Here is a 22374-nt window from a genome sequence, read left to right as displayed (position 1 = left end):
GCCGCCGCGATTGACAAGGCACCCGGCCTGCGCCTAAGGCCCGCGCTGTCCCGCATCCGCGGGACCGAGTTGTTCCGCGACCTTGTAAAACGGAAACCATCAATGACCCGCTATCTGCCCGGCATCCTTGCCATGGCCATCATCGTCGTGGCCTCGAACATCCTTGTACAATTCACGGTCGGCAACTGGCTGACCTGGGGCGCCTTCACCTATCCCTTCGCCTTTCTGGTCACCGAGGTGATGAACCGCGTCTATGGTCCCGCCGCAGCCCGCCGCGTCGTGCTGGTGGGGTTTGTCGTGGGCGTGATCTGTTCGGTCATCGCCGCTGGCCTGGACAAGACGACCATCCGAATCGCCATCGGCTCGGGCGCGGCCTTCCTGATCGCGCAACTGGTCGACATCCTCGTCTTCAACGCCCTGCGGCAGCGCCGCTGGTGGGTGGCGCCGCTGACCTCGTCCTCGGTCGGATCGGTGCTGGATACGGCGATCTTCTTCACCATCGCCTTTACCGCGGCCCTGCCCCATGACGCCAATACGGGCTGGGCGAACGAGGCCGTTCCGCTGCTTGGTCAAGGACCGGTCACTGCGCTGTGGGTTTCCTTGGCAACTGCCGATTGGATGGTCAAGATGAGTCTGGCCATACTGACCCTTGTGCCCTTCCGCATCATCGTGCGCAATTTGTTGCGGGCCGAGCGAACAATCTGATTGACACGGGTCCGATCTGTGGCAGGCTTTCCCTATAACGGCAACACATTGAAAGGAGGTGGTCCAGTGTCGAGAGTGATATTGGAGAGAGGTGTCGGAACAGTCAGGGGGGCCGTGGCCTGAGGGCAGCCCCGAGGGTCGTAAACCCTGGTTGGGACCGGATGCTTACCCATCCCTAACCGGACCATCTCCGTGGATCTCGCGGGCCGCCTTGATCTAGGGCGGCCCGTTCCTTTTGGGCCTTTGTCGGCCTTTTTGCGGGGGCCGCTTGCCTTGGACGCCGCGATGGGGGACTGCTTGCCCCGTTCCCGTCAAAGCCAAGGGCCCGCCATGTCTGATCCCCACGCACGCCTCGGCGCCGCCTTCAACCTGCGGGGCGCCGTCTTCATGGTGCTGTCCATGGCGGGCTTCGCGGTCGAGGATTCGCTGCTCAAGCTTGCGGCGGTCAGCCTGCCGCCGGGCCAGGTTCTGATCACCTTCGGCGTCCTGGGGACCGCGACCTTTGCCGCCCTTGCCCTGCTGGCGGGCGAAGCGCCGCTGACACGCGCCATGCTGGGACGGGCCATGGTGCTGCGGTCGCTGTCCGAGGTGACGGGCCGGCTGTTCTACATGCTGGCCATCGCCCTGACGCCACTGTCCACGGCATCCGCCATCCTGCAGGCCACGCCGCTGGTGGTGATGGTGGGTGCAGCCATGCTATTCGGCGAAAGCATCGGCCCGCGCCGCTGGCTGGCGGTGGCCCTGGGCTTCGGGGGCGTCCTGCTGATCCTGCGGCCGGGAACAGACGGTTTCGGGGCGCTGTCGCTGCTGGCGATCATGGCGATGCTGGGGTTCGCGGGGCGCGACCTGGCGACCCGTGCCGCGCCCGTTTCGCTGTCCTTCCGCCAGTTGGGCGTGGTGGGCTTTTCCATGCTGATCGTGGCTGGGCTGATCGTCCTGCCCTTCGGCGGCCCCCTGACCGCGCCGGATGGCGCGACCTGGGCGGGTCTTCTGGCGGCTGCGGCGGCGGGGGTCTGTGCCTATACATTCCTGACGGTGGCGATGCGCACGGGCCAGGTCGGCGCGGTGACGCCCTTCCGCTATACTCGCCTGATCTTCGCAATGGTCGCGGGCTCCGCCATCTTTGGCGAAACGCCCGACGGCTGGACGATCATCGGCAGCGCCGTGATCATCCTGGCCGGGATCGCCGCGCTGCGCCTGTCGCGGCAAGCCGCGACGGCGCAACCGGCCTAGGATCACATCAGTTCGATGGCCAGGGCGATGCCCTGTCCGCCGCCGATGCACATGGTGATCAGCCCGCGCTTGCCGCCGATCCTTTCCAGTTCATACAGCGCCTTGACGGTAATGATCGCGCCGGTCGCCCCCACCGGATGACCAAGCGCGATGGCCCCGCCATTGGGGTTCACCCGGGCCGGGTCCAGCCCCAGCCCCTTGTTCACGGCAAGCGCCTGTGCCGCGAAGGCCTCGTTCGATTCTATCACGTCGAAATCGCCCACAGACAGGCCGGTTTTTTCCAGCAGCCTCTGGACTGCCGGGATGGGACCGATGCCCATCACCTCGGGGCGCACGCCCGCCACGGCATAGCCCAGGATCCGCGCGCGGGGCGTCAGGCCCGCCGCCTGCGCGGCATCCGCCCGCGCCAGCACAAGGGCCGCAGCACCATCATTGATGCCGCTTGCATTGCCGGCCGTCACCGAACCGTCCTTCTTGAAGACCGCCTTCAGCCCCGCCAGCTTATCGAGGCCGGTTTCCTTGGGATGTTCATCTGTGTCGAAAGTGATCGGACCCTTGCGACCCTTCACCTCGACCGGCACAATTTGGTTCTTGAAATGCCCTGCCGCGATCGCAGCCGCCGCGCGGCGCTGCGATTCCATCGCGAATTCGTCCTGCGCCTGCCGGCTGATCTCATGTTCGACGGCCACGTTTTCGGCCGTGACGCCCATGTGGCCGGTGCCCATCGGGCAGGTCAGCGCGCCGGTCATCATGTCCATCATCTTCTGGTCGCCCATCTTGGCCCCGAACCGGGCCGAGCTGATCGCATAAGGCGCGCGGCTCATGCTTTCGGCGCCGCCCGCGACGGCGAAGTCGGCGTCGCCCAGCATCAGCGCCTGGGCTGCCGAGACAATGGCCTGCGCGCCCGAGCCGCAAAGCCGGTTCACGTTCATCGCGGGCGTGGTGTCGGGGACGCCCGCATTCAGCATCGCCACGCGCGACAGATACATGTCGCGGGGTTCGGTGTTCAGGACATGGCCGAAGACCACCTGCCCGATCCGGTCGGGGGCCACCCCAGCACGCTCGATCGCGGCGCGGGTCACGGTCGTGGCCAGGTCGATGGGTGGAATGGCGGCCAGGCTGCCGCCGAAGGTGCCGATGGCGGTGCGCGCGCCGGACAGGATGACGATATCGGTGGACATGTTGAACCCCTTCCCCTTGGTGTCGCGGCAAGCATAGGCCGCGCCCGTCCAGCCCGCCAAGCGCGTCGTGGCGTCGTTTGCACCGGCCCGCGACCTGCGGCTAACGTTGCCGCAAGAACAGGAACCGAATCGCGATGGACAGGGACGGCCCCCGCATCAAGCTGCGGCTGGAATACGACGCCCCGCTGGTGCTGGGGCCGGGCAAGGCGCAGCTTCTGCGGCTGATCGGCCAGCTGGGATCCATCTCGGCCGCAGGGCGGCAGATGGGGATGAGCTACAAGCGGGCTTGGTCCCTGGTCGAGGAGATGAACGCGGCCTTTGCCCAGCCCCTGGTGGACAGCAGCCGGGGCGGTGCGGGCGGAGGCGGGGCGACGGTCACCCCCGCCGGCCAGGCGGTGTTGCATCACTACGAAGCGCTGGAACGGCTTTTGCGTGAAAAGGGGGCGGCTGATCTGGCCGTCATCGGCGCGTTGATGAAAAGGGAGGATATATGACGATACTGGCGATGGATCAGGGGACCACCTCGTCCCGGGCGCTTGTCTTTCGTGACGACCTGACGGTGCAGGCCTCGGCCCAGCACGAGTTTCCGCAGCATTTCCCCCGGTCAGGCTGGGTGGAACACGACCCGAACGACATCTGGACCAGCAGCGCCGGAACCGCCCGCGCCGCCATCGAAAAGGCCGGCGCCCCCCGCATCGACGCCATCGGCATCACCAATCAGCGCGAAACGGTGGTGATCTGGGACCGAAAGACCGGCCAACCCATCCACCGCGCCATCGTCTGGCAGGACCGCCGCACTGCCGACATCTGCGACCGCCTGCGCGATGAGGGTGCCGAGGATCAGGTGACCAACACCACCGGCCTGCTGCTGGACCCCTATTTCAGCGCCACCAAGATCGGCTGGCTGCTGGACAATGTCGAAGGCGCGCGGGACCGGGCGCGGGCGGGCGACCTGGCCTTCGGCACGATCGACAGCTTCCTGATCTGGAAGCTGACGGGCGGCCAGTCCCATGTCACCGATGCCACCAATGCCAGCCGCACCGCCCTGTACGACATCCGCAAGGGCGAATGGTCCGACGACATGTGCCGCCTGTTCGGCGTGCCGCGCGAATTGCTGCCCGAGGTCAGGGACAGCGCCGACGATTTCGGCACGACGCGTCCCGACCTGTTCGGGCGCGAGATCCCGATCCTGGGCGTGGCGGGCGACCAGCAGGCCGCGACCGTGGGCCAAGCCTGCTTCGGGCCGGGCATGATGAAATCGACCTATGGCACCGGCTGCTTTGCCCTGCTGAACACGGGCGACCAGGCCGTCCGGTCGCAGAACCGGCTTTTGACGACCATCGCCTACAGGTTGGACGGCAAGACCACCTATGCCCTGGAAGGCAGCATCTTCATCGCGGGCGCGGTGGTCCAATGGCTGCGCGACGGGCTGAAGATCATCCGCGAGGCCAAGGAGACCCAAGCCCTGTCGGCGCAGGCCGATGACAGCCAGCAGATCATCATGGTCCCCGCCTTTACCGGCCTTGGCGCACCCCATTGGTCCCCCAATGCCCGCGGCGCGGTCTTCGGCCTGACCCGCAACACCGGGCCCGCCGAATTCGCCCGCGCGGCCCTGGAAAGCGTGGGTTTCCAGACCCGCGACCTGCTGGAGGCGATGCGGGCCGACTGGCCGCAGGCGGGCGATGCGGTGCTGCGCGTCGATGGCGGCATGACCGCCAGCGAACCTGCCATGCAGTTCCTGGCCGATATCCTGGGCGCACCCGTGGACCGGCCCAGGAATACCGAAACCACGGCCCAGGGCGCAGCCTGGCTGGCTGGATATCGCGCAGGCCTGTGTCCGGCGCCCGACGAATATGCCCGCGCCTGGCAGCTTGAACGCCGGTTCGAACCGGGAATGTCCCAAGGCGACCGGGATCGGCGCTATTCCGCTTGGCAAAGGGCGGTGCAGGCGGTCCTGGCGGTGTGATCTTCCGGCTTTGTGATTTCACCCCTGCGTGAATTTCCGTAAGATTGCCGGAAAACGACAAGAGGGCAGGATGAGCAGGCTTCTGAAACTCGCGATTGTCGGGCTGGTCGCGTCATGCGGCGGCGGCGGCAACTATTCGGCGCCTCGTCAGCTGGACAACGCCTGCGCCATCGTGGCGGAACGACCGGCCTATTACCGCGCGATGAAGGCATCGGAACGCAGGTGGGGCATTCCGATCCATGTGCAGATGGCGGCAATCCATCAGGAATCGAAGTTCATCGGCGACGCGCGCACCCCGCACCAATATGCCCTTGGCGTGATTCCCATCGGCCGCCAGTCCAGTGCCTATGGCTATTCCCAGGCGCTCGACGGCACCTGGGAGGAATACCAGAAGGAAACCGGCAACCGCCGCGCCAAGCGCGACAATATCCGCCATGCGACCGATTTCATGGGCTGGTACATGCATAATTCCTCGCGCAGGCTGGGCATTTCGAAAGGGGACGCGACGGGGCAATACCTGGCCTATCACGAAGGCAGGTCGGGGTTCGCGCGCCAATCCTATCTGGGCAAGCCCTGGCTCGTGCGGGTCGCGAACCAGGTCGGCCAGCGGGCGCAGATGTATCGCGCGCAACTGGTATCCTGCCGCAAGGCCTGAGCCCGCTTGCCCTTTCCCGCCCGGCCGGATGATATGGCCGGGCAGTGGAAGGAACAGCGATGAACGATGACCGCACCAGGCGCGAGGCCTGCGACCAGCCGGAATTTGCGATCCATATCGGCGCGCGCCTTGTCAGCGCCACGCCGGAACGGGTCGAGTTCGAGATGCCGGTGAGCCAGGTCCTGGCCAATCGCAACGGCGTCCTGCATGGCGGCGCGATCATGGGTCTTGCGGATAACGCGGGCGGCACCGGCACCTTCCTGAACCTGCCCCAGGGCAAGACGACGACGACCCTGGAAAGCAAGACCAACTTCCTGCGCCCGATCCGGCTGGGCGACGTGGCCCGCGCCGTCAGCCTGCCCCTGCATATCGGGCGCACGACGCAGATCTGGCAGACCACCATCACCCGCGGCGACGGCAAAACCGCGGCAATCGTCACCCAGACGCAGATGGTGATCGACTGGAAGGACTGAGGCCGTCAGATCCAGTAGGTGTCGCGAAACACATGGGCCACGATCCGGTCGCGGGTCAGGCCCATCAGCGCGAGATCCCCGTCGGACTTCGCTTCAAGCGCCTGGATCTGCGCGGCCCGTGCCTTTCCTTCCAGATAGGCGTTCGTCCCCTGGCCGAAGCGGTTGAAGAAGGCATCGATACGGCTTCGCGTCTCGGGCGCGAAATGCGTGATCGTATAGGACATCGGAAACCCTTTCCCTGCGGTTGGCGGGTTCCTCCCATGCCTCCAGGTTAACCCCTGGGGCCTTGTCATGGCAAGCCGGTGCGGTTCAGCCCGCTGCCATCGACGCCAGTCTTGCTGCCGCTGCCCGCCCGGCGTGCAGCCCGCTGCCCAGGCAGGCGGTCAGAAGATAGCCGCCGGTCGGCGCTTCCCAGTCCAGCATCTCGCCGGCAACGAAGACGTCGGGCAGGGCCCGCAGTTCCTGCGCCTTTGTCACCGAATCCCAGGTCACGCCCCCGGCCGAGGAAATCGCCGTCTCTATCGCCATCGGCCCCTCGTGGCGCAGCGGCAGCCCCTTCGTCAGGTCGGCCCATCCCGCCGGATCGCCGGGCAAGGGCCGCCCCCATTCCAGCAGCAGCGCCACCTTGACCGGATCCTCCAGCACCCGGCGCAGCCAGTTGCCCAGGGACAGCTTCCCCTTGGGCCGGGAAAATCGCGCCGCAAGGGCAGCGCGGTCCAGATCGGGCGCCAGGTCCACCCGGCCCGCCGCGCCGTCGCGCAGCGCGGCCGAGATCTCGTAAACCCCGCCGCCCTCGATCCCCTGCCGGCCGATGACCCACTCCCCCCGAGAGGCAAGATCGCCTGCGCGCAATGCGGTTCCCTTGACCGCCGCTCCGAAATGACGCGCCATGGGCGCCGACCAAGACACGCGAAAACCGACATTGGCAGGCCGGAACGGCGCGATCCCGACCCCCGCGTCCTTCAGCCAGGGCACCCATGCCGCGTCCGATCCCAAGCGCGGCCAGCTTGCCCCGCCAAGCGCAAGCACGACCACGCGCGGCCGAATATCGCGCGGCCCGTCGGGCGTCTCGAACCGCCAGCCGCCGCCGATCCACCGCCACCGGGTCCGCAACTCGACCCCGCCGCCGCGCAACCGCGACAGCCAGGCTCGCAGCAGCGGAGAGGCCTTCATGCCGACCGGAAACACCCGCCCGGTCGATCCGGTGAACAATTCGATCCCCAGCCCGCGAACCCAGGCCATCACCTCGGCAGGACCAAACCGGCTTTCTTCTTCATCGAAATATCCTCGGGGGTGCGGGGGCAGACGGCCCCCGCTGCCAAGGATGAACCTTTGCGCGAACGCGTGAAAAGGCTCGTCCTTCGTCAGGTTCAGCCCCGACTTTCCGGCCATCAGGAACTTGCGCGCGGGCGTGGGCATCGCCTCGACGACCAAGACCCTCCGCCCGGATTGCGACAGGATCTCGGCCGCCATAAGGCCTGCCGGACCCGCGCCGATCACAAGGGCCTCGACGGCCTCGCTCACCGCCTGCCCCGAGAGGTCATCGCCAGGCGGATCAGCGCGCGCTCGACCAGCGCCATCTGCGGCGCGCGGGTCGAACTGCGCAGTAGCAGGTCGCAGTCCAGAAGCGACCGCACCGCCTCCTCCAGCGGCCCCATTCCCCAGGCCTGCGCCTGCCGCGCCATGCGGTCGCGGCGCGGGCCGAAGACCGGCGGGCGCATCCGAGACAGGGCGACGCCCGGCCCGGCGGGATCGGCGGCGGCCAGGTGCAGCGCACGGAAATGGCGCAGCGCGGCGATGCACAGCGTGACGGGATTCACGCCCTGACCCTCGATCCGGCGCATCATCGTGCCGAACTCACCCTCGCGGCGTTCAGCGACGACATGGATCAACTCGTCCAGATCCGCCTCGATGGTGGCGGGGGCCATCAAAGCGATTTCCTCGGCCGTCAGGGGCGTGTCGTCGCCATGCTTGTAAAGCCCGATCTTTTCGATCGTCTGGCGCAGGTCGCCCGGATCCAGCGCGCGCGCCAGCGCCATCATGTCCCGCATCGCGGCCTGCGGCACCTGGCGCAGCCCGGCCTCGGCCAGCCAGCGGGACACTTCTTCCTCGCCCGGCGGATCGTCATAGACGGGCGCGGTCACGGCTGTCGGATGCGGCTCGAACAGCTTGCGCAGGGCCGAGGTCTTGCCCAGCCCCCCGGCGGTCACGACCATTGCCGCATCGCCCGGCTTCCATTCGGCCAGGGCCGCGCGAATCGCATCTGCCGCGGTGTCGGGCGCGTCCTCGACCAGCACGACCCTCTGGCCCGGAAAGAAGCCCACCTCCTTCAGCGCGTCCAGCAGTTGCGCCGGATCCTTGCGCAGGCCCGCGCCCGGCATCCGGGTCAGGCGCATCTCCTCGTCGGCCTTTTCGCCGACCAGGGCCTTGACGGCCTCGGCCCGCTTCATGGCGACGCGCATGGCGTCCTGGCCATAGATCAGCAGCGCCGGGCGCGAAGGGTCGGGCCGCGCCAGATAGCGCGCGATTTCCGCGCCCTTCAGGATCATCGCCAGGTCATTCGGGCAGTTGGCTTGACGCCGCCAGCAGCCGCGTCACGACCTGATCGGCCAGCATCTCGGCCAGGCGGGACCGGGCATCCCCTTCGGCGGACAGAGTGGCGATGGTCGTGCCGGTGGTGGAATATGAGGTGAAGTTGCTGACCCGCCCTTGCGCCAGCACCCGGCCCGCGCGGTCCTTCAGCACGAAATCAGCGGTGCCGTTGAGGGAATAGCGGTTCGTGACCTCGTCCGTGGTGATGGCCTGCGGCACGACGCCCACGGTAATGCGGTAATCCAGGTCGTAATCCGTCCCCTCGCCGCCCAGGCGTTCGCCCAGTCGGCGGTTGAAGGCGAAATCCTGATAGGTCTGGGGATCGCGCGGGCGCACCTTGCCGAACAGGCGCTGGCCGGCACCGTTCGGGCCATAGACAGGCGTCAGCCCGCAGCCCGCCAGTGCCAGCAGCCCCAGAAGGGCGGTCCGGCGATCAGGCGACCACATTGACGATCCGCCCCGGCACGACGATCAGCTTCTTGGGCGCCGCGCCTTCCAGAAAGCGCCGCACGGTTTCGTCGGCCAGCACCATCGCCTCGATCTGGTCCTTGGGCATGTCCTTGGCGACCGAAATCTCGGCCCGGCGCTTGCCGTTGATCTGGATCGGCAGGGTGACGGTGTCATCCTCCAGCATCGCCGGATCGGCCTTGGGCCAGGGCGCATCGACCAGAAGGCCCTGCCCGCCCGCCATGGACCAGACATCCTCGGCCAGGTGCGGCACCATCGGCCCCATCAGTTGCGCCATAATCCGCAGCACCGCCCGGCGCGATCCGCCCCCGGCCTTCGATTTGCCCACGGCATTCGCCAGCTCATAGATCTTGGCGACCGCCTTGTTGAAGGCGAAGCCCTCGATGGCCTTGGTCACGTCGTTGATCGCGCGATGCGCCGCACGGGTCAGGTCGGGATCCTCGGCGTCCTCGCCCGCCTCGTCGGCCAGGCGCCAGACGCGGGCCAGGAACTTGTTGGCGGCCTCGGCCCCGGCCGAGGTCCATTCCACGTCGCGTTCGGGCGGGCTGTCGGACAGCATGAACCAGCGCGCGGTATCGGCTCCGAAGGACTGCACGATGTTAACCGGATCGACGACGTTCTTCTTGGATTTGGACATCTTGGCCGAGGGGATGACCTCGACCTCGGTCCCATCGGCAAGCTTGCCGTCGGTCACGTCCTCGGGCAGGTGATAGACCGGACGGCCCCTCTCGTCGCTGGTCTTGTAGATCTCGTGCGTGACCATGCCTTGCGTGAACAGCGCGTCGAACGGCTCCTTCGCGCTTTCAGGCAGATGCCCCGTCTTGACCATCGCCCGGGCGAAGAAGCGCGAATAAAGCAGGTGCAGGATCGCGTGCTCGATCCCGCCGATATACTGGTCCACGTTCATCCAGTAATCGGCATCGGCCCGATCCGTCGGCGTCGCCGCATGGGGGCTGGTGAAGCGCGCGTAATACCAGGACGAATCGACGAAGGTGTCCATCGTGTCCGTCTCGCGCCGCGCCGCGCCTCCGCATTGGGGACAGGTCGCCTGCCGCCAGGTCGGGTGGCGGTCCAGCGGGTTGCCCGGCACGTCGAAGGTCACGTCCTGGGGCAGCAGGACGGGCAGGTTCTGCTTCGCCTCGGGGACCGTGCCGCATTTCTCGCAATGCAGGACAGGAATTGGGCAGCCCCAATAGCGTTGGCGCGAGATGCCCCAGTCGCGCAGGCGGAACTTGGTCATGCCCTCGCCATAGCCGTTTGCCTCGGCATGGGCGATGGCGGCGTCCACAGCGGCCTCTCCGGTCTGGTCCGCCGCGCCGCTGAAGCCGCGGACATAGGTGACAGTTTCCGATTTCAGCGGCACATAGGGCGCCTTGGAGACCATGGCATCGGCCTGGTCCAGCGACATGCCGCGCTCGCCAAAGGTCGCGCGGATCGGCAGCCCGTATTTCGTGGCGAATTCATGGTCGCGTTCGTCATGCGCGGGCGACCCGAAGATCGCGCCGGTGCCATAGTCCATCAGCACGAAGTTCGCGATCCAGATCGGCAGCTGCCAGTCCGCGTCCAACGGGTGCCGCACGGTCAGGCCGGTATCAAGCCCCAGCTTGGGCGCGGTCTCGATGGCTTCCTCGGTCGTGCCGATGCGGCGGCATTCCTCGACAAAGGCGGCAACCTTCGGGTCGGCGGCGGCCAGATCCTTGACCAGCGGGTGATCGGGCGACAGGGCGACGAAGCTGGCGCCCATCAGCGTGTCGGGGCGGGTCGTATAGACCTCGATCGCGGGGAAATCCTCGGGGGCGTCCACGGTTTCGAACCGGAACTGCAACCCGCGCGACTTGCCGATCCAGTTCGACTGCATTAGCCGGACCTTTTCCGGCCAGCCGGTCAACCCGTCCAATGCGGCCAGCAGCTCATCGGAATAGTCCGAGATCTTGAAGAACCATTGCGTCAGCTCGCGCCGTTCCACCGCGGCGCCCGACCGCCAGCCTTTGCCGTCGATGACCTGTTCATTGGCCAGAACGGTCATGTCGACTGGATCCCAGTTCACCTGGGCCGACTTGCGGGTGATCAGCCCCGCCTCCAGCATGTCCAGGAACATCGCCTGCTGCTGGTGGACGTAATCGTCGTCGCAGGTGGCGAATTCGCGGGACCAGTCGATGGACAGGCCCAGCGGGCGCAACTGGTCGCGCATGGTGGCGATATTGGCATAGGTCCAGTCGCGCGGATGGCCGCCCTGTTCCATCGCGGCGTTTTCGGCCGGCATCCCGAAGGCATCCCAGCCCATAGGGTGCAGGACGCTGAACCCCTGCGCTCGCTTGAAGCGGGCCACCACGTCGCCCATCGTGTAGTTGCGCACATGGCCCATGTGGATGCGCCCGGACGGATAGGGGAACATCTCCAGCACGTAATACTTGGGCCGGCTGTCGCGCGTGGCGACGAAGCTGCCGGCATCGGCCCAGGCCTGCTGCCACCGGGATTCAGTGCTGGAGGGATCATAGGGCATCGTGCGGACCTTTGGCGTCATTCGTCGCGCCGGGTTTATACGGCGCGACTTGGCGGGTCCAGTGGGCGCTGCCTGCCCCTACAGCCGCCCGTCCTGGATGCGCAACTGGCGGGCGCGGGTCAGGATCGCATCTTCCACCGCGCGAACGGTGCCGGGTTCCACCGCAGCGCCGCCCGGACCCTGAAGCGACAGCTTGAGGCTGCGCGCGTCAAGTGCCGGATCGGCGATCTTGATCGTGGCCCGATAGGACCGGCCGCCCCCCGGAGGGGTGCCGTAGCCCGTCTGGATCACCCCCGTGAACGGATCGACGGTCTGGACCGGCAGGAAGTTCAGCACTTCCAGGCTGGCATTCCACAGATACTTGTTCACGCCAACCGCGGTGTTGGGGTTCTCGGACCGGTCGAACACCTCCCAGATAGTGGTGCGGCGAACCTCGGGGCGCATGTCGGGGCTGTCGGTCGGCCCGGCGTTCCGCCCCCCGCCGCCGCAGGCAGCCAGTCCGGCGCAAAGCCCTGCTGCGATCATCAGGCGCGCGGCGCGTGCGATTTTCATGCGGTCCCCCGTTTTTCGCGTCAGGCCACGCTTTAGCGCGGAAAGCCCCCGCCCGACAAGCGCCTTGGACCGCGCACCGGCCCGGGCTGCGGGAGTGGATCACAGAAAGGTGTGGCCCTTGTGCATCACAGGATCCGCCGCGGCTTGGGCAGCCGCGCGATTCCGTTGCATCGTGGCTGCGGACAGGGGAAACAAGCTGCATACCCAAGGCGGTAATGCCGGTTTGGGCATCAGAGAGACAAGAGGGAACTTGACATGAAAAAGGCTCTTATCGCCTCCACCGCACTGGTGCTGACCGCCGGTGTCGCCGCTGCCGACGTGACCATCTCGGGCTACGGCCGGACCGGCGTGATCTATTACGAAAACGACACGGACGAGAACGAAACGCAGGTCATCTCGCGTCTGCGGATGAACATCGACGCCGCGACCTCGACCGACCAGGGCGTGGACTTCGGTGCTCGTTTCCGCATCCAGTGGGACCAGAACCAGGACGACAACGGCAAGCTGAACGCCGGCAAACTCTACGTGACCTCCAGCGGCCTGACCGTTGAAGTCGGTAACGTCGACACCGCCTTCGACTCGGCTGGCCTGCTCTATGCAAACGAACTGGGTTCGTATGACCGCCAGGTCGGCTTCCTGCAGGGCGCTTTCTTCGCCTATGACTCGGATGCTTATGACAACGCTGGCCGCTTGGGCGTTGCCGCCAAGTACTCGATCGCTGGTGCGACTCTGCGCGCATCCTATGTCGATCCCGACCAGACCGACTCCTCGTCGTTCGTGGGCGACAACGAGGAATTCAGCCTCGCCGTCGACTATACCTGGAACGAGCGTCTGGAGCTGTCGGCTGCCTATGTCACCGACGGTGCCGGCATCGAAGATAACGACATTTTCTTCATCGGCGCCCGCTATGCGGTCATGGAGAATGCCCGCATCGGCCTGAACTACGTCGATGCCAGCAACGACTCGATCGTTGACGTAGGCAACTCGATCGCCCTCTATGGCGACTACACGCTGGCCGATGGCCTGACCAACATCGAAGCCTACATCGCCAACAACGACCAGGACGACAACGAAACCGACAACGCGTTCGGTATCGGCGTCAACTACGATCTGGGCGGTGCTCGTCTGGGCGCCTCGCTGCACCGCGACTACAGCGAAAACGTGACCGCCGACATGGGCGTGCGCTTCGACTTCTGATCCCCGGATCGGACGTCAAACTGAAAGAGCGGGCCTTGCGCCCGCTCTTTTCTTTTTGTCATGTCGCGTCATGGGACTGGATGACATCAAGCGCCGCATCAGCGCGGCCGAGGAACAGGCGGGGCGCGCGCCTGGCAGCGTCACGCTGATCGCCGTCAGCAAGGTGCAGCCGGAAGGGCGGGTGACCGCCGTGCTGGATGCCGGGCATCGCGTCTTTGGCGAGAATTACGTGCAGGAGGCGCAGGGCAAATGGCCCGGCTGGCGCGCCCGCTACCCCGGCGTCGTACTGCACATGATCGGTCCGCTGCAGTCGAACAAGGCCCGCGCGGCGGTGGAACTGTTCGATGCCATCCACACGCTGGACCGCATGAGCCTGGCCCGCAAGCTGGCGCAGCAGGTCGGACAGCAGGGCCGCAGCCCGGAGCTGTTCATCCAGGTCAATACCGGGGACGAGCCGCAGAAGGCCGGCATCCTGGCCGACGAACTGCCGGTCTTCCTGTCGTCATGTCGCGACCTGGGCCTGTCGCCGCAGGGCCTGATGTGCATCCCGCCCGAGGACCAGGATCCCCTGCCCCATTTCCGCCTGCTGCGCGCCTTGGCGCAGGACCACGGCCTGCCCAACCTGTCCATGGGCATGAGCGCGGATTTCAAAACCGCCATCGCCGAGGGCGCGACCCATATCCGCGTCGGTTCCGCCATCTTCGGGGCGCGCGACTACGGCTGATTCTTCTTGCGAAATGGATCGGTCCCGCGTATCTCCGGCGGCGGGACACCCTTCCCCAACGAAGGGCTTCATAGCTGGAAGGCTAGCATGAAAGATCTGACGATCCCGGCTGCGCGCCCGGTCAATCCGCGCTTTTCCTCTGGCCCCTGCGCCAAGATCCCCCATTATAACTTGGACCTGCTATCGGACGCGCCCCTTGGCCGCTCGCATCGTGCCGCTGTCGGCAAGGCAAAGCTGGCCGAGGCAATCGACCTGACGCGCGAGGTCCTGGGCGTTCCGGAAGGTTACCGCATCGGCATCGTTCCCGGTTCCGACACCGGCGCGGTCGAGATGGCGATGTGGTCCCTGCTGGGCGCCCGCCCGGTCGAGATGCTGGCCTGGGAAAGCTTCGGCGAAGGCTGGGTGACCGATGCGGTGAAGCAACTGAAACTGGACGCGACCGTCCGCAAGGCCGACTACGGCAAGATCGTCGATTTCGTGCAGGTCGATTTCGACAAGGACGTCGTCTTCACCTGGAACGGCACCACCAGCGGCGTGCGTGTGCCGAACGGCGACGCGATCCCGGCCAATCGCGCGGGCCTGACCATCTGCGACGCCACATCGGCTGCCTTCGCGATGGACCTGCCCTTTGACAAGCTGGATGTGGTGACCTTCAGCTGGCAGAAGGTGCTGGGCGGCGAGGGCGCGCACGGGATGCTGATCCTGTCGCCGCGCGCGGTCGAACGACTGGAAAGCTATACCCCCGCCTGGCCGCTGCCCAAGATCTTCCGCATGACCAAGGGCGGCAAGCTGATCGAGGGCATCTTCAAGGGCGAGACGATCAACACCCCCTCGATGCTGGCGGTCGAGGATTACCTCGTGGCGCTGAAATGGGCGCAAGGCTTGGGCGGCGTGAAGGCTTTGATCGCGCGGGCCGATGCCAACGCCAAGGCCGTGCGCGACTTCATCGCCGACAAGGACTGGATCGCCGATCTGGCCGAGGATCCGGCCACCGCGTCCAACACCAGCGTCTGCCTGCGTTTCACCGATCCGGCCATCAAGGACGGCGCGGCCTTCGCCAAGGCCGTTGCCAAGCGGCTGGAAAAGGAAGGCGTGGCCCTGGATGCCGGCGCCTATCGCGATGCCCCGGCAGGGCTACGGATCTGGTGCGGATCCACGGTCGAGACCAGCGATGTCGCGGCGCTGATGCCTTGGATCGAATGGGCCTATCGCGCCGAACTGGCTGCGCAGGCGTAAGCGAAGCCGGGGGACTGTGCGTCCCCCGGACCCTCTACAGGATATTTCCACACAGAAGATGAACAGCGCCCCCGGGTGAAGGGTGCCGCATGAAAAGGATAAACTGACATGCCAAAGGTTCTTGTGTCCGACAAGCTGTCGGAAACCGCCGTCCAGATCTTCCGCGACCGCGGAGTCGAGGTCGATTACCTGCCCGATCTGGGCAAGGACAAGGAAAAGCTGGCCGAGGTGATCGGTCAGTATGACGGGCTTGCGATCCGGTCGGCGACCAAGGTCACCGAAAAGCTGCTGCAGAACGCCACGAACCTCAAGGTGATCGGCCGGGCCGGGATCGGGGTGGACAACGTCGATATCCCGGCGGCGTCGAAGAAGGGCGTGATCGTGATGAACACGCCTTTCGGCAACAGCGTCACCACCGCCGAACATGCCATCGCCATGATGTTCGCCGTGGCCCGGCAGTTGCCAGAGGCCAGTGCATCGACCCATGCCGGGAAATGGGAAAAGAACCGCTTCATGGGGGTCGAGCTGTTCAACAAGACCCTGGGCGTGATCGGCGCGGGCAATATCGGGTCCATCGTCATCGACCGCGCCCTGGGGCTGCACATGAAGGTGCTGGCCTATGATCCCTTCCTGTCGCCCGAGCGCGCCAAGGAGATCGGCGTCACCAAGGTCGAACTGGACGATCTGCTTGCGAAGTCGGACTTCATCACCTTCCACGTGCCCTTGACCGAGAAGACGAAGAACATCCTGTCGCGCGAGGCCATCGCCAAGCTGAAACCGGGCGTGCGCATCATCAACTGCGCCCGCGGCGGTCTGGTCGATGAGGAGGCCCTGGCCGAGGCGCTAAAGGAAGGCCGCGTCGCCGGGGCTGCCTTTGACGTCTTCGCGGTCGAGCCTGCGACGGAAAGCCCGCTGTTCAACCTGCCCAACGTGGTCGTCACCCCGCATCTGGGCGCATCCACCACCGAGGCGCAGGAGAACGTGGCCCTGCAGGTGGCCGAGCAGATGTCGGATTACCTGCTGACAGGCGCGGTGCAGAACGCGCTGAACATGCCCTCGGTCACGGCCGAGGAGGCTGCGGTCATGGGGCCGTGGATCAAGCTGGCCGGCCATCTGGGCGCCTTCGTGGGCCAGATGACGGACGAGCCGATCAAGGCCATCAACGTGCTGTATGACGGCGTTGCGGCGACCATGAACCTGAACGCGCTGAACGCGGCGGTGATCGCGGGCGTGATGAAGGCCACGAACCCGGACGTGAACATGGTATCCGCCCCGGTGATGGCCAAGGAACGCGGCGTGCAGGTGGCCACCACCACCCAGGACAAGGCGGGTGTCTTCGAGGGCTATATCAAGCTGACCGTCGTCACCGACACGCGCGAACGGTCCATCGCAGGCACCGTCTTCAGCGACGGCAAGCCGCGCTTCATCCAGATCCGCGGCATCAACATCGATGCCGAGGTCGGGCAGCACATGCTCTACACCCGCAACAAGGACGTGCCCGGCGTGATCGGCGCCCTGGGGATGACCTTGGGCGATCTGGGCGTGAACATCGCGAACTTCACGCTTGGCCGCTCGGCCCAGGGTAACGATGCCATCGCGATCCTGTACCTGGACGAGCCGATCAGCGACGAGGCCCTGGCCACGCTGCAGAACACCGGCAAGTTCCTGCAGGCCCGCCGCCTGCAGTTCGAGGTTTGACGATCCCGCCGTGCCCCCTTACGCAGGGGGCGCGGCCTTCCGTTGCCGCGGAATTAAGCGGGGCGGGGATGCGGCTTTACGTCATTGGCGATGTCCACGGGCATCTGGACCAGTTGAAGGCTGCGCATGACCGCATCTTCCGCGACGGCGGGCGCGATGCGGTGATTGCCCATGTCGGCGACCTGATCGACCGCGGCCCCGATTCGCGGGGCGTCGTGGAATACCTGATGACCGGACAGGCCCAAGGGCGGCCCTGGATCGTGACCCGCGGCAACCATGACCGCTTCCTTCCGCAATATCTTCTGCAGCCGGACTGGGTTGATCCGGGGCTAAGCTCGAAGCTGCACTGGACGCTGCATTCTGGCCTCGGCGCGCCCGAGACGCTGCGGTCCTATGGCGTCGATCCGACGCTTTCGCCCCAGCACATGCTGGCCCAGGCAAAACGCGCGGTGCCCGCCGCCCATGTCACCTATCTTGCGTCGCTGCCGCTGTATTTCCTGCATCCGCTGGCCCTGGTCGTCCATGCGGGCATCCGCCCTGGCGTGGATCTGCAGGATCAGGTGGAGGACGATCTGGTCTGGATCCGCCAGGATTTCCTGACCAGCACGGTGGATCACGGCCCGCTGGTCGTGCATGGCCATACCGCCATCCAGACGGCGACCCATTACGGCAACCGCCTGAATGTCGATGGCGGGGCGGCCTATGGGCGGCCGCTTTGCGCGGTGGTCATTGAGAAAGACGCGGTGAACCTGCTGACCGAGGACGGCCGCGTCCCCCTGAAACCGGAGAAGCTGCCATGCGATTGATTGCCGCCGCGCTGATGATGCTGCCCGCCCTGGCACAGGCCGAGGAGATTGCCCAGGTGGGCGTCGACTGGGTGGGCAACGACATCGTCATCGAGGCAATTCCCGACCCCGACGTGGGCGGGGTAACCTGCCACCTGGCTTATTTCGAACGCTCGGTCCTGGACAGGTTGAGCCAGGGCAACTGGTTCGAGGATCCGTCGAACAGCGCGATCGAATGCGCCCGCACCGGGCCCGTGGATGTCAGCCGCCTGAGCCCCGGCCGGCCTGACGACGTTTTCAGCGAAGGCCGGTCCCTTCTTTTCAAGTCGTTGCGCGTCAAACGCATCTACGACGACCGGAACAAGGTCCTGGTCTATCTGGCCCATGCAAGCGAGCTGAGCGAGGGATCGGCCAAGATGTCGATGTCTACGGTGCCGCTGCTGCCCGAGGACGCCGCCGCCCGATAGCCGCGCCTGTGGCGGTCCTGCCCCAGGGAATCGTGCAAATGCTGGCGATCCGATGGACAGAATCGGCTTGGGGGATTAAAACGCCCGTCAGACCGGCCCCGAAGCCTATGGAACATCCATGACCATGCAAGGACAGAATCGCATCGCCAAATACGGCTTGGGCCAGGTGGTTCGCCACCGGAACCGGCCTTTCCGCGGGGTGATCTTCGATGTCGATCCCGAATTTGCCAATACCCAGGAATGGTATGATTCCATCCCTGAGGATGTGCGCCCGGCCAAGGACCAGCCCTTCTATCACCTGTATGCCGAGACCGAGGCCACCTATTACGTGGCCTATGTGTCCGAACAGAACCTGGTGCCCGATCATTCAGGAGAGCCCCTGGACCATCCCGATGTCTACGAGATGTTCGGCGATTTCGAGGATGGGCGCTATCCGCTGATGGGCCCGCTGAACTGACCGGGATTGAAGGGGACGGTGAAGGCCAGGCAGTTGCGCTGATCCTCTCGGTAATAGCATAGCGACTGCGTCAGGCCCTGGATCAGGCACCAGCCGAAGCCACCTTCCGGAAGATCCAGCGGATCCAGCGCCGGCAGGTTGCGCGGCAGCAGGCAATCGGCGGGCAGCGTTCCGCCGTCATCGGTGATCGCGCAGGAAAGGCCTGCGTCATTCATCACCACGCAAAGGTGCATGGCGCGCGGCGCAGGCTTTTGGGCGCACAGGTCGCCCGCATGTTCGCTGACATTGTTCATCACCTCGGCCAGGACCAGTTCCAGCCGGCCCATCGCGTCCGCGCTGACCGCGGGTGCAAAGCGGGCCCGCAGGTCGCGCAGGGCCTGGCGCACCTCGAAGGGGTTGGCCCGCAGGACGCGGTGAAACATCGACTGCGTCCGGGCGATGGGACGGGGGATCGATCCGGCATTCTGCCGTTCGCTGGAACTCATTAAACTACTCCTGTGGGGTATTGGCCGGCCGGATCTCGAAAACACTGTCCATCCGGGTCAGGCGGAAGACCCGCTCGACATTGGGGGTCAGCCCGTCCAGCACCAGCGGCAGGGCTTCGGGCAGGGCCTTGCGGACCGCGATCATGGCGCCGAGGCCGGAACTGTCCATGAAGTCGACCCGCCGCATGTCCAGCCGGACCGGCTTGCGGCCGCGCAGCACGATCTCTCGCAGCCGGTCCTTGAACCGGGTGGCGATGGCGGCGTCGATGCGCGATTCCTCGACGGTGACGGTCAGTTGGGCTTCTGTCTCGTTGACGATCAGTTTGGGCATGTCGGTCCTCTGCGCTTCCAGGGTCGACACTAGGGGCAAATGGTTACGATCCCGTAAGCAAGGCCCCGGCCTGCCAGAGCAGGCGCGCCGGGGGCTGCAGGCGCTTTCGCCTTGCCCGATTTTGCGGCAGCGCCCCACCGTCGCGGCCTGCACTGCCCGCGGAACGTCCACGGCTTGCGGAACTTTCGCGCAGGCTGCGCTATTCCTCTGTGGACTTGGCGAAAACCGTCTCCGATCATCCGGGGAAGAAGGCCTGCGAAGGGTCCGGCGTCAGCGGGTGGACGAATGACATATTACAACGAGATGTATGAGGGTTCGCAGGTTCGCGACCCTTATGCGCGCCTCAGCCAGTGGGTCGAGACGATGCCGGCGGATTTCCGGCAGATGAAGCAGGCCGAGGCCGAGGCGCTGTTCCGCCGGATCGGCATCACCTTCGCGGTCTATGGCGAGGGCGGCGATCCCGACCGGCTGATCCCCTTCGACATGATGCCCCGCGTCTTCGAGCAGGCCGAATGGCGCCGCCTGGAACGCGGCATCAAGCAGCGGGCGCGTGCGCTGAACGCCTTCCTGCGCGACGTCTATGGCCGGGCCGAGATCGTGCGCGCGGGCCGCATCCCCGCCCGGCTGGTGTATCAGAACGAGGCCTATGAAAAGGCCGTGGTCGGCGTTGTGCCCCCGCGCGGCGTTTATTCCCACATCATCGGCATCGACCTGGTGCGCACCGCCAAGGACCAGTTCTACGTGCTGGAGGACAACTGCCGCACGCCCTCGGGCGTCAGCTACATGCTGGAAAACCGCGAGATCATGATGCGGATGTTCCCCGGCCTGTTCCGCGGCAACCGGATCGAGCCTGTGGACCAGTATCCCGACCTTCTGCGCCGCACGCTGGAATCGGTCGCGCCGGCAAAATGCAACGACCGGCCGACCTGCGTGATCCTGACGCCCGGCCATTTCAACAGCGCCTATTACGAGCACAGCTTCCTGGCCAACCTGATGGGGATCGAGCTGGTCGAGGGCGCCGATTTGTTCGTGGACGGCGAGTTCGTCTATATGCGCACGACCCAGGGGCCAAAGCGCGTGGACGTGATCTATCGCCGGATCGACGATCCTTTCCTGGATCCCCTGTGCTTCCGACCCGATTCGATGCTGGGCGTGCCGGGGCTGATGGATGTCTATCGCTCGGGCGGGGTGTCGATCTGTTCGGCGCCGGGCGCAGGCGTGGCCGACGACAAGGCGATCTATACCTTTGTGCCCGAAATGGTCCGCTTCTACCTGGGTGAGGAGCCGCTTTTGCAGAACGTCCAGACATGGACCCTGTGGAAGGACGACGATTACCGATACGTGATGGAGAACCTGCCCGACCTGGTTGTGAAGGAGGTGCACGGCTCGGGCGGCTACGGGATGCTGGTCGGCCCCAAATCAACGAAGGACGAGATCGAGACCTTCCGCAAGAAGATCGAGGCCGATCCCGGCAACTATATCGCCCAGCCGACGCTTGCCCTGTCCACCTGCCCCACCTTTGTCGCCGAAGGGCTGGCGCCGCGCCATGTGGACCTGCGGCCCTATTGCCTGTGCGGCGACCGGATCGAGCTGGTGCCGGGCGGGCTGACCCGCGTTGCGCTGCGCGAGGGCAGCCTTGTCGTGAACTCGTCGCAGGGCGGGGGCGTCAAGGACACCTGGGTCCTGTCGGAATAGGGAAGGGACGCATATGCTCAGCCGCACCGCCGCGAACCTGTTCTGGATGGGCCGCCACCTTGAACGGGCCGATACCGCCGCGCGCCTTCTGGACGTGGGCCAGCGGATCACGCTCTTGCCCAACACCGCCTCGGGCTATCAGAACGAATGGAACTCGCTGTTGCAGGCCTCGGGGTCCGCGACCCTGTTTGCCGAGAAATATGGCGAGATCAGCCAGGAAAACATCGAGGAATTCATCTTCTTCGACCGCCAGAACCCGTCCTCGGTCATGTCCTGCATCGAGAAGGCGCGCGAGGCGGGCCGGATCGTGCGCACGGCCCTGACCAGCCAGGTCTGGGACGCGCTGAACATGGCCTTCCAGGACCTGCGCCGCATCGAAAGAACGCCGCGCGACAAGATCGACACGGCCTCGCTGACCGATATCACGACCAGCCACACCTCGACCGTGCGGGGGGCCATCAACGCCACGCAGTTGCGCAATGACGGGTGGCATTTCATGAACTTGGGCTATGGGCTGGAACGGGCCGACGCGACCGCCCGGCTCTTGGACGTGAAGTACTATGTCCTCCTGCCGCGGATCGAGTTCGTGGGATCAGGCCTGGACACCTATCAATGGCAGGTGATCCTGCGCGCGCTGTCGGCGCACCGGGCCTATCACTGGGCCTATGGCGGCGACATCACCGCGGGCCGGGTCGCGGATTTCCTGATCCTGAACGGGGAAAGCCCGCGCTCGCTCATCACCTCGCTCTATGAGGCCGTGTGGAACCTGGAAGGGCTGGCGAAACGCTATGGCGACACGGTGCCGACCCAGGCCCGCGACAAGGCGCGCGAGGTGCTGGGCCGCCTGCAGGCCCATGACATCGACATGATCTTCGACGAGGGACTGCACGAGTTCCTGACCTGGTTCATCACCGAGATCGGCACCATCTCGAGCCTGGTGCACGAGGATTACCTGCTGGGGGGATCGTAAG

24 protein-coding genes are annotated in these 22374 nt (G+C 65.9%); 15 read left to right on the top strand and 9 right to left on the bottom strand.

Annotation, left to right across the window (positions count from 1 at the left end):
- Positions 1-102 precede the first annotated feature (102 nt).
- Both IE224_RS04105 and IE224_RS04100 read left to right on the top strand, forming a co-directional pair.
- Complete coding sequence (locus IE224_RS04105) at positions 103-705, top strand: queuosine precursor transporter (RefSeq protein ID WP_191308247.1); 603 nt, start codon at positions 103-105, stop codon at positions 703-705.
- 330 nt (positions 706-1035) lie between these two features.
- On the top strand, positions 1036-1938 hold the full coding sequence (locus IE224_RS04100) for a DMT family transporter (protein WP_202380075.1): 903 nt from the start codon (positions 1036-1038) through the stop codon (positions 1936-1938).
- A 2-nt stretch (positions 1939-1940) separates the two neighbouring features.
- Here IE224_RS04100 and IE224_RS04095 read toward each other — a convergent pair whose 3' ends face one another.
- Positions 1941-3119 (bottom strand): acetyl-CoA C-acyltransferase family protein, encoded by a 1179-nt coding sequence (locus IE224_RS04095; RefSeq protein WP_191308245.1) that lies wholly within the window; start codon positions 3117-3119, stop codon positions 1941-1943.
- Between the two features lie 134 nt (positions 3120-3253).
- On the opposite strand from IE224_RS04095, the gene IE224_RS04090 reads away from it, so the two are divergent.
- From IE224_RS04090 to IE224_RS04075, 4 genes are all read left to right on the top strand, one after another.
- A complete protein-coding gene (locus IE224_RS04090; protein WP_191308243.1) occupies positions 3254-3613 on the top strand; it encodes a winged helix-turn-helix domain-containing protein in 360 nt (119 codons plus the stop codon).
- Positions 3610-5085, top strand: a complete 1476-nt coding sequence (glpK, locus tag IE224_RS04085) for a glycerol kinase GlpK (protein WP_191308241.1) — start codon at positions 3610-3612, stop codon at positions 5083-5085. Before IE224_RS04090 ends, glpK begins: the two co-directional genes overlap by 4 nt.
- Before the next feature lie 70 nt (positions 5086-5155).
- Positions 5156-5740 (top strand): transglycosylase SLT domain-containing protein, encoded by a 585-nt coding sequence (locus IE224_RS04080; protein ID WP_167620926.1) that lies wholly within the window; start codon positions 5156-5158, stop codon positions 5738-5740.
- A gap of 59 nt (positions 5741-5799) precedes the next feature.
- Positions 5800-6213 carry a PaaI family thioesterase gene (locus IE224_RS04075; protein WP_167620925.1) on the top strand — a complete coding sequence of 138 codons (414 nt, stop codon included), beginning with the start codon at positions 5800-5802 and terminating at the stop codon, positions 6211-6213.
- A gap of 5 nt (positions 6214-6218) precedes the next feature.
- Here the strand turns inward: IE224_RS04075 and IE224_RS04070 are convergent, their stop codons facing one another.
- The 6 genes from IE224_RS04070 to IE224_RS04045 form a co-directional block, all read right to left on the bottom strand.
- Complete coding sequence (locus IE224_RS04070; protein ID WP_167620924.1) at positions 6219-6437, bottom strand: hypothetical protein; 219 nt, start codon at positions 6435-6437, stop codon at positions 6219-6221.
- An 85-nt stretch (positions 6438-6522) separates the two neighbouring features.
- Positions 6523-7737, bottom strand: coding sequence for a BaiN/RdsA family NAD(P)/FAD-dependent oxidoreductase (locus IE224_RS04065; RefSeq protein ID WP_191308239.1), 1215 nt, complete (start codon positions 7735-7737; stop codon positions 6523-6525).
- Entirely contained in the window at positions 7734-8762 is a 1029-nt protein-coding gene (holA, locus tag IE224_RS04060; RefSeq protein WP_191308237.1) for a DNA polymerase III subunit delta, read from the bottom strand. Before holA ends, IE224_RS04065 begins: the two co-directional genes overlap by 4 nt.
- 7 nt (positions 8763-8769) lie before the next feature.
- On the bottom strand, positions 8770-9252 hold the full coding sequence (gene lptE, locus IE224_RS04055; protein ID WP_167620921.1) for an LPS assembly lipoprotein LptE: 483 nt from the start codon (positions 9250-9252) through the stop codon (positions 8770-8772).
- Complete coding sequence (gene leuS, locus IE224_RS04050; protein WP_191308235.1) at positions 9239-11776, bottom strand: leucine--tRNA ligase; 2538 nt, start codon at positions 11774-11776, stop codon at positions 9239-9241. The genes lptE and leuS overlap by 14 nt, the downstream gene beginning before the upstream one ends.
- Positions 11777-11854: 78 nt before the next feature.
- Positions 11855-12328: a DUF3576 domain-containing protein gene (locus IE224_RS04045; RefSeq protein ID WP_167620918.1), complete on the bottom strand. Its 474-nt coding sequence runs from the start codon at positions 12326-12328 to the stop codon at positions 11855-11857.
- Between the two features lie 255 nt (positions 12329-12583).
- On the opposite strand from IE224_RS04045, the gene IE224_RS04040 reads away from it, so the two are divergent.
- From IE224_RS04040 to hspQ, 7 genes are all read left to right on the top strand, one after another.
- On the top strand, positions 12584-13525 hold the full coding sequence (locus IE224_RS04040; RefSeq protein WP_191308233.1) for a porin: 942 nt from the start codon (positions 12584-12586) through the stop codon (positions 13523-13525).
- A 70-nt stretch (positions 13526-13595) separates the two neighbouring features.
- Positions 13596-14249, top strand: a complete 654-nt coding sequence (locus IE224_RS04035; protein WP_191308231.1) for a YggS family pyridoxal phosphate-dependent enzyme — start codon at positions 13596-13598, stop codon at positions 14247-14249.
- Positions 14250-14336: 87 nt separating this feature from the next.
- Positions 14337-15485, top strand: coding sequence for a phosphoserine transaminase (locus IE224_RS04030; RefSeq protein WP_191308229.1), 1149 nt, complete (start codon positions 14337-14339; stop codon positions 15483-15485).
- Positions 15486-15593: 108 nt separating this feature from the next.
- Positions 15594-17183 (top strand): phosphoglycerate dehydrogenase, encoded by a 1590-nt coding sequence (gene serA, locus IE224_RS04025; RefSeq protein WP_191308227.1) that lies wholly within the window; start codon positions 15594-15596, stop codon positions 17181-17183.
- A 68-nt stretch (positions 17184-17251) separates the two neighbouring features.
- Complete coding sequence (locus tag IE224_RS04020; RefSeq protein ID WP_191308225.1) at positions 17252-17989, top strand: metallophosphoesterase; 738 nt, start codon at positions 17252-17254, stop codon at positions 17987-17989.
- Positions 17980-18435: a CreA family protein gene (locus IE224_RS04015; protein WP_167620908.1), complete on the top strand. Its 456-nt coding sequence runs from the start codon at positions 17980-17982 to the stop codon at positions 18433-18435. Before IE224_RS04020 ends, IE224_RS04015 begins: the two co-directional genes overlap by 10 nt.
- Positions 18436-18553: 118 nt before the next feature.
- Entirely contained in the window at positions 18554-18892 is a 339-nt protein-coding gene (gene hspQ / locus IE224_RS04010) for a heat shock protein HspQ (RefSeq protein WP_370528930.1), read from the top strand.
- On the opposite strand, the gene IE224_RS04005 is transcribed toward hspQ, so the two are convergent.
- Both IE224_RS04005 and IE224_RS04000 read right to left on the bottom strand, forming a co-directional pair.
- The gene (locus IE224_RS04005) at positions 18865-19377 is read right to left on the bottom strand and encodes an ATP-binding protein (RefSeq protein ID WP_191308223.1); all 513 of its coding nucleotides are present in this window, start codon (positions 19375-19377) and stop codon (positions 18865-18867) included. The genes hspQ and IE224_RS04005 overlap by 28 nt on opposite strands.
- A gap of 4 nt (positions 19378-19381) precedes the next feature.
- Positions 19382-19708: an STAS domain-containing protein gene (locus IE224_RS04000; protein ID WP_167620906.1), complete on the bottom strand. Its 327-nt coding sequence runs from the start codon at positions 19706-19708 to the stop codon at positions 19382-19384.
- Positions 19709-19993: 285 nt separating this feature from the next.
- Between IE224_RS04000 and IE224_RS03995 the strand changes: the two genes are divergently transcribed.
- On the top strand, positions 19994-21403 hold the full coding sequence (locus tag IE224_RS03995) for a circularly permuted type 2 ATP-grasp protein (protein WP_191308221.1): 1410 nt from the start codon (positions 19994-19996) through the stop codon (positions 21401-21403).
- A 13-nt stretch (positions 21404-21416) separates the two neighbouring features.
- Positions 21417-22373, top strand: a complete 957-nt coding sequence (locus tag IE224_RS03990) for an alpha-E domain-containing protein (RefSeq protein WP_167620904.1) — start codon at positions 21417-21419, stop codon at positions 22371-22373.
- Position 22374: the final 1 nt, after the last annotated feature.

It is taken from the genome of Paracoccus aerius, from assembly GCF_014656455.1.
Taxonomy (GTDB): domain Bacteria; phylum Pseudomonadota; class Alphaproteobacteria; order Rhodobacterales; family Rhodobacteraceae; genus Paracoccus; species Paracoccus aerius.
Note: the sequence above shows the minus strand (reverse complement) of the source record. Positions and strands in the feature narration are given on the sequence as shown.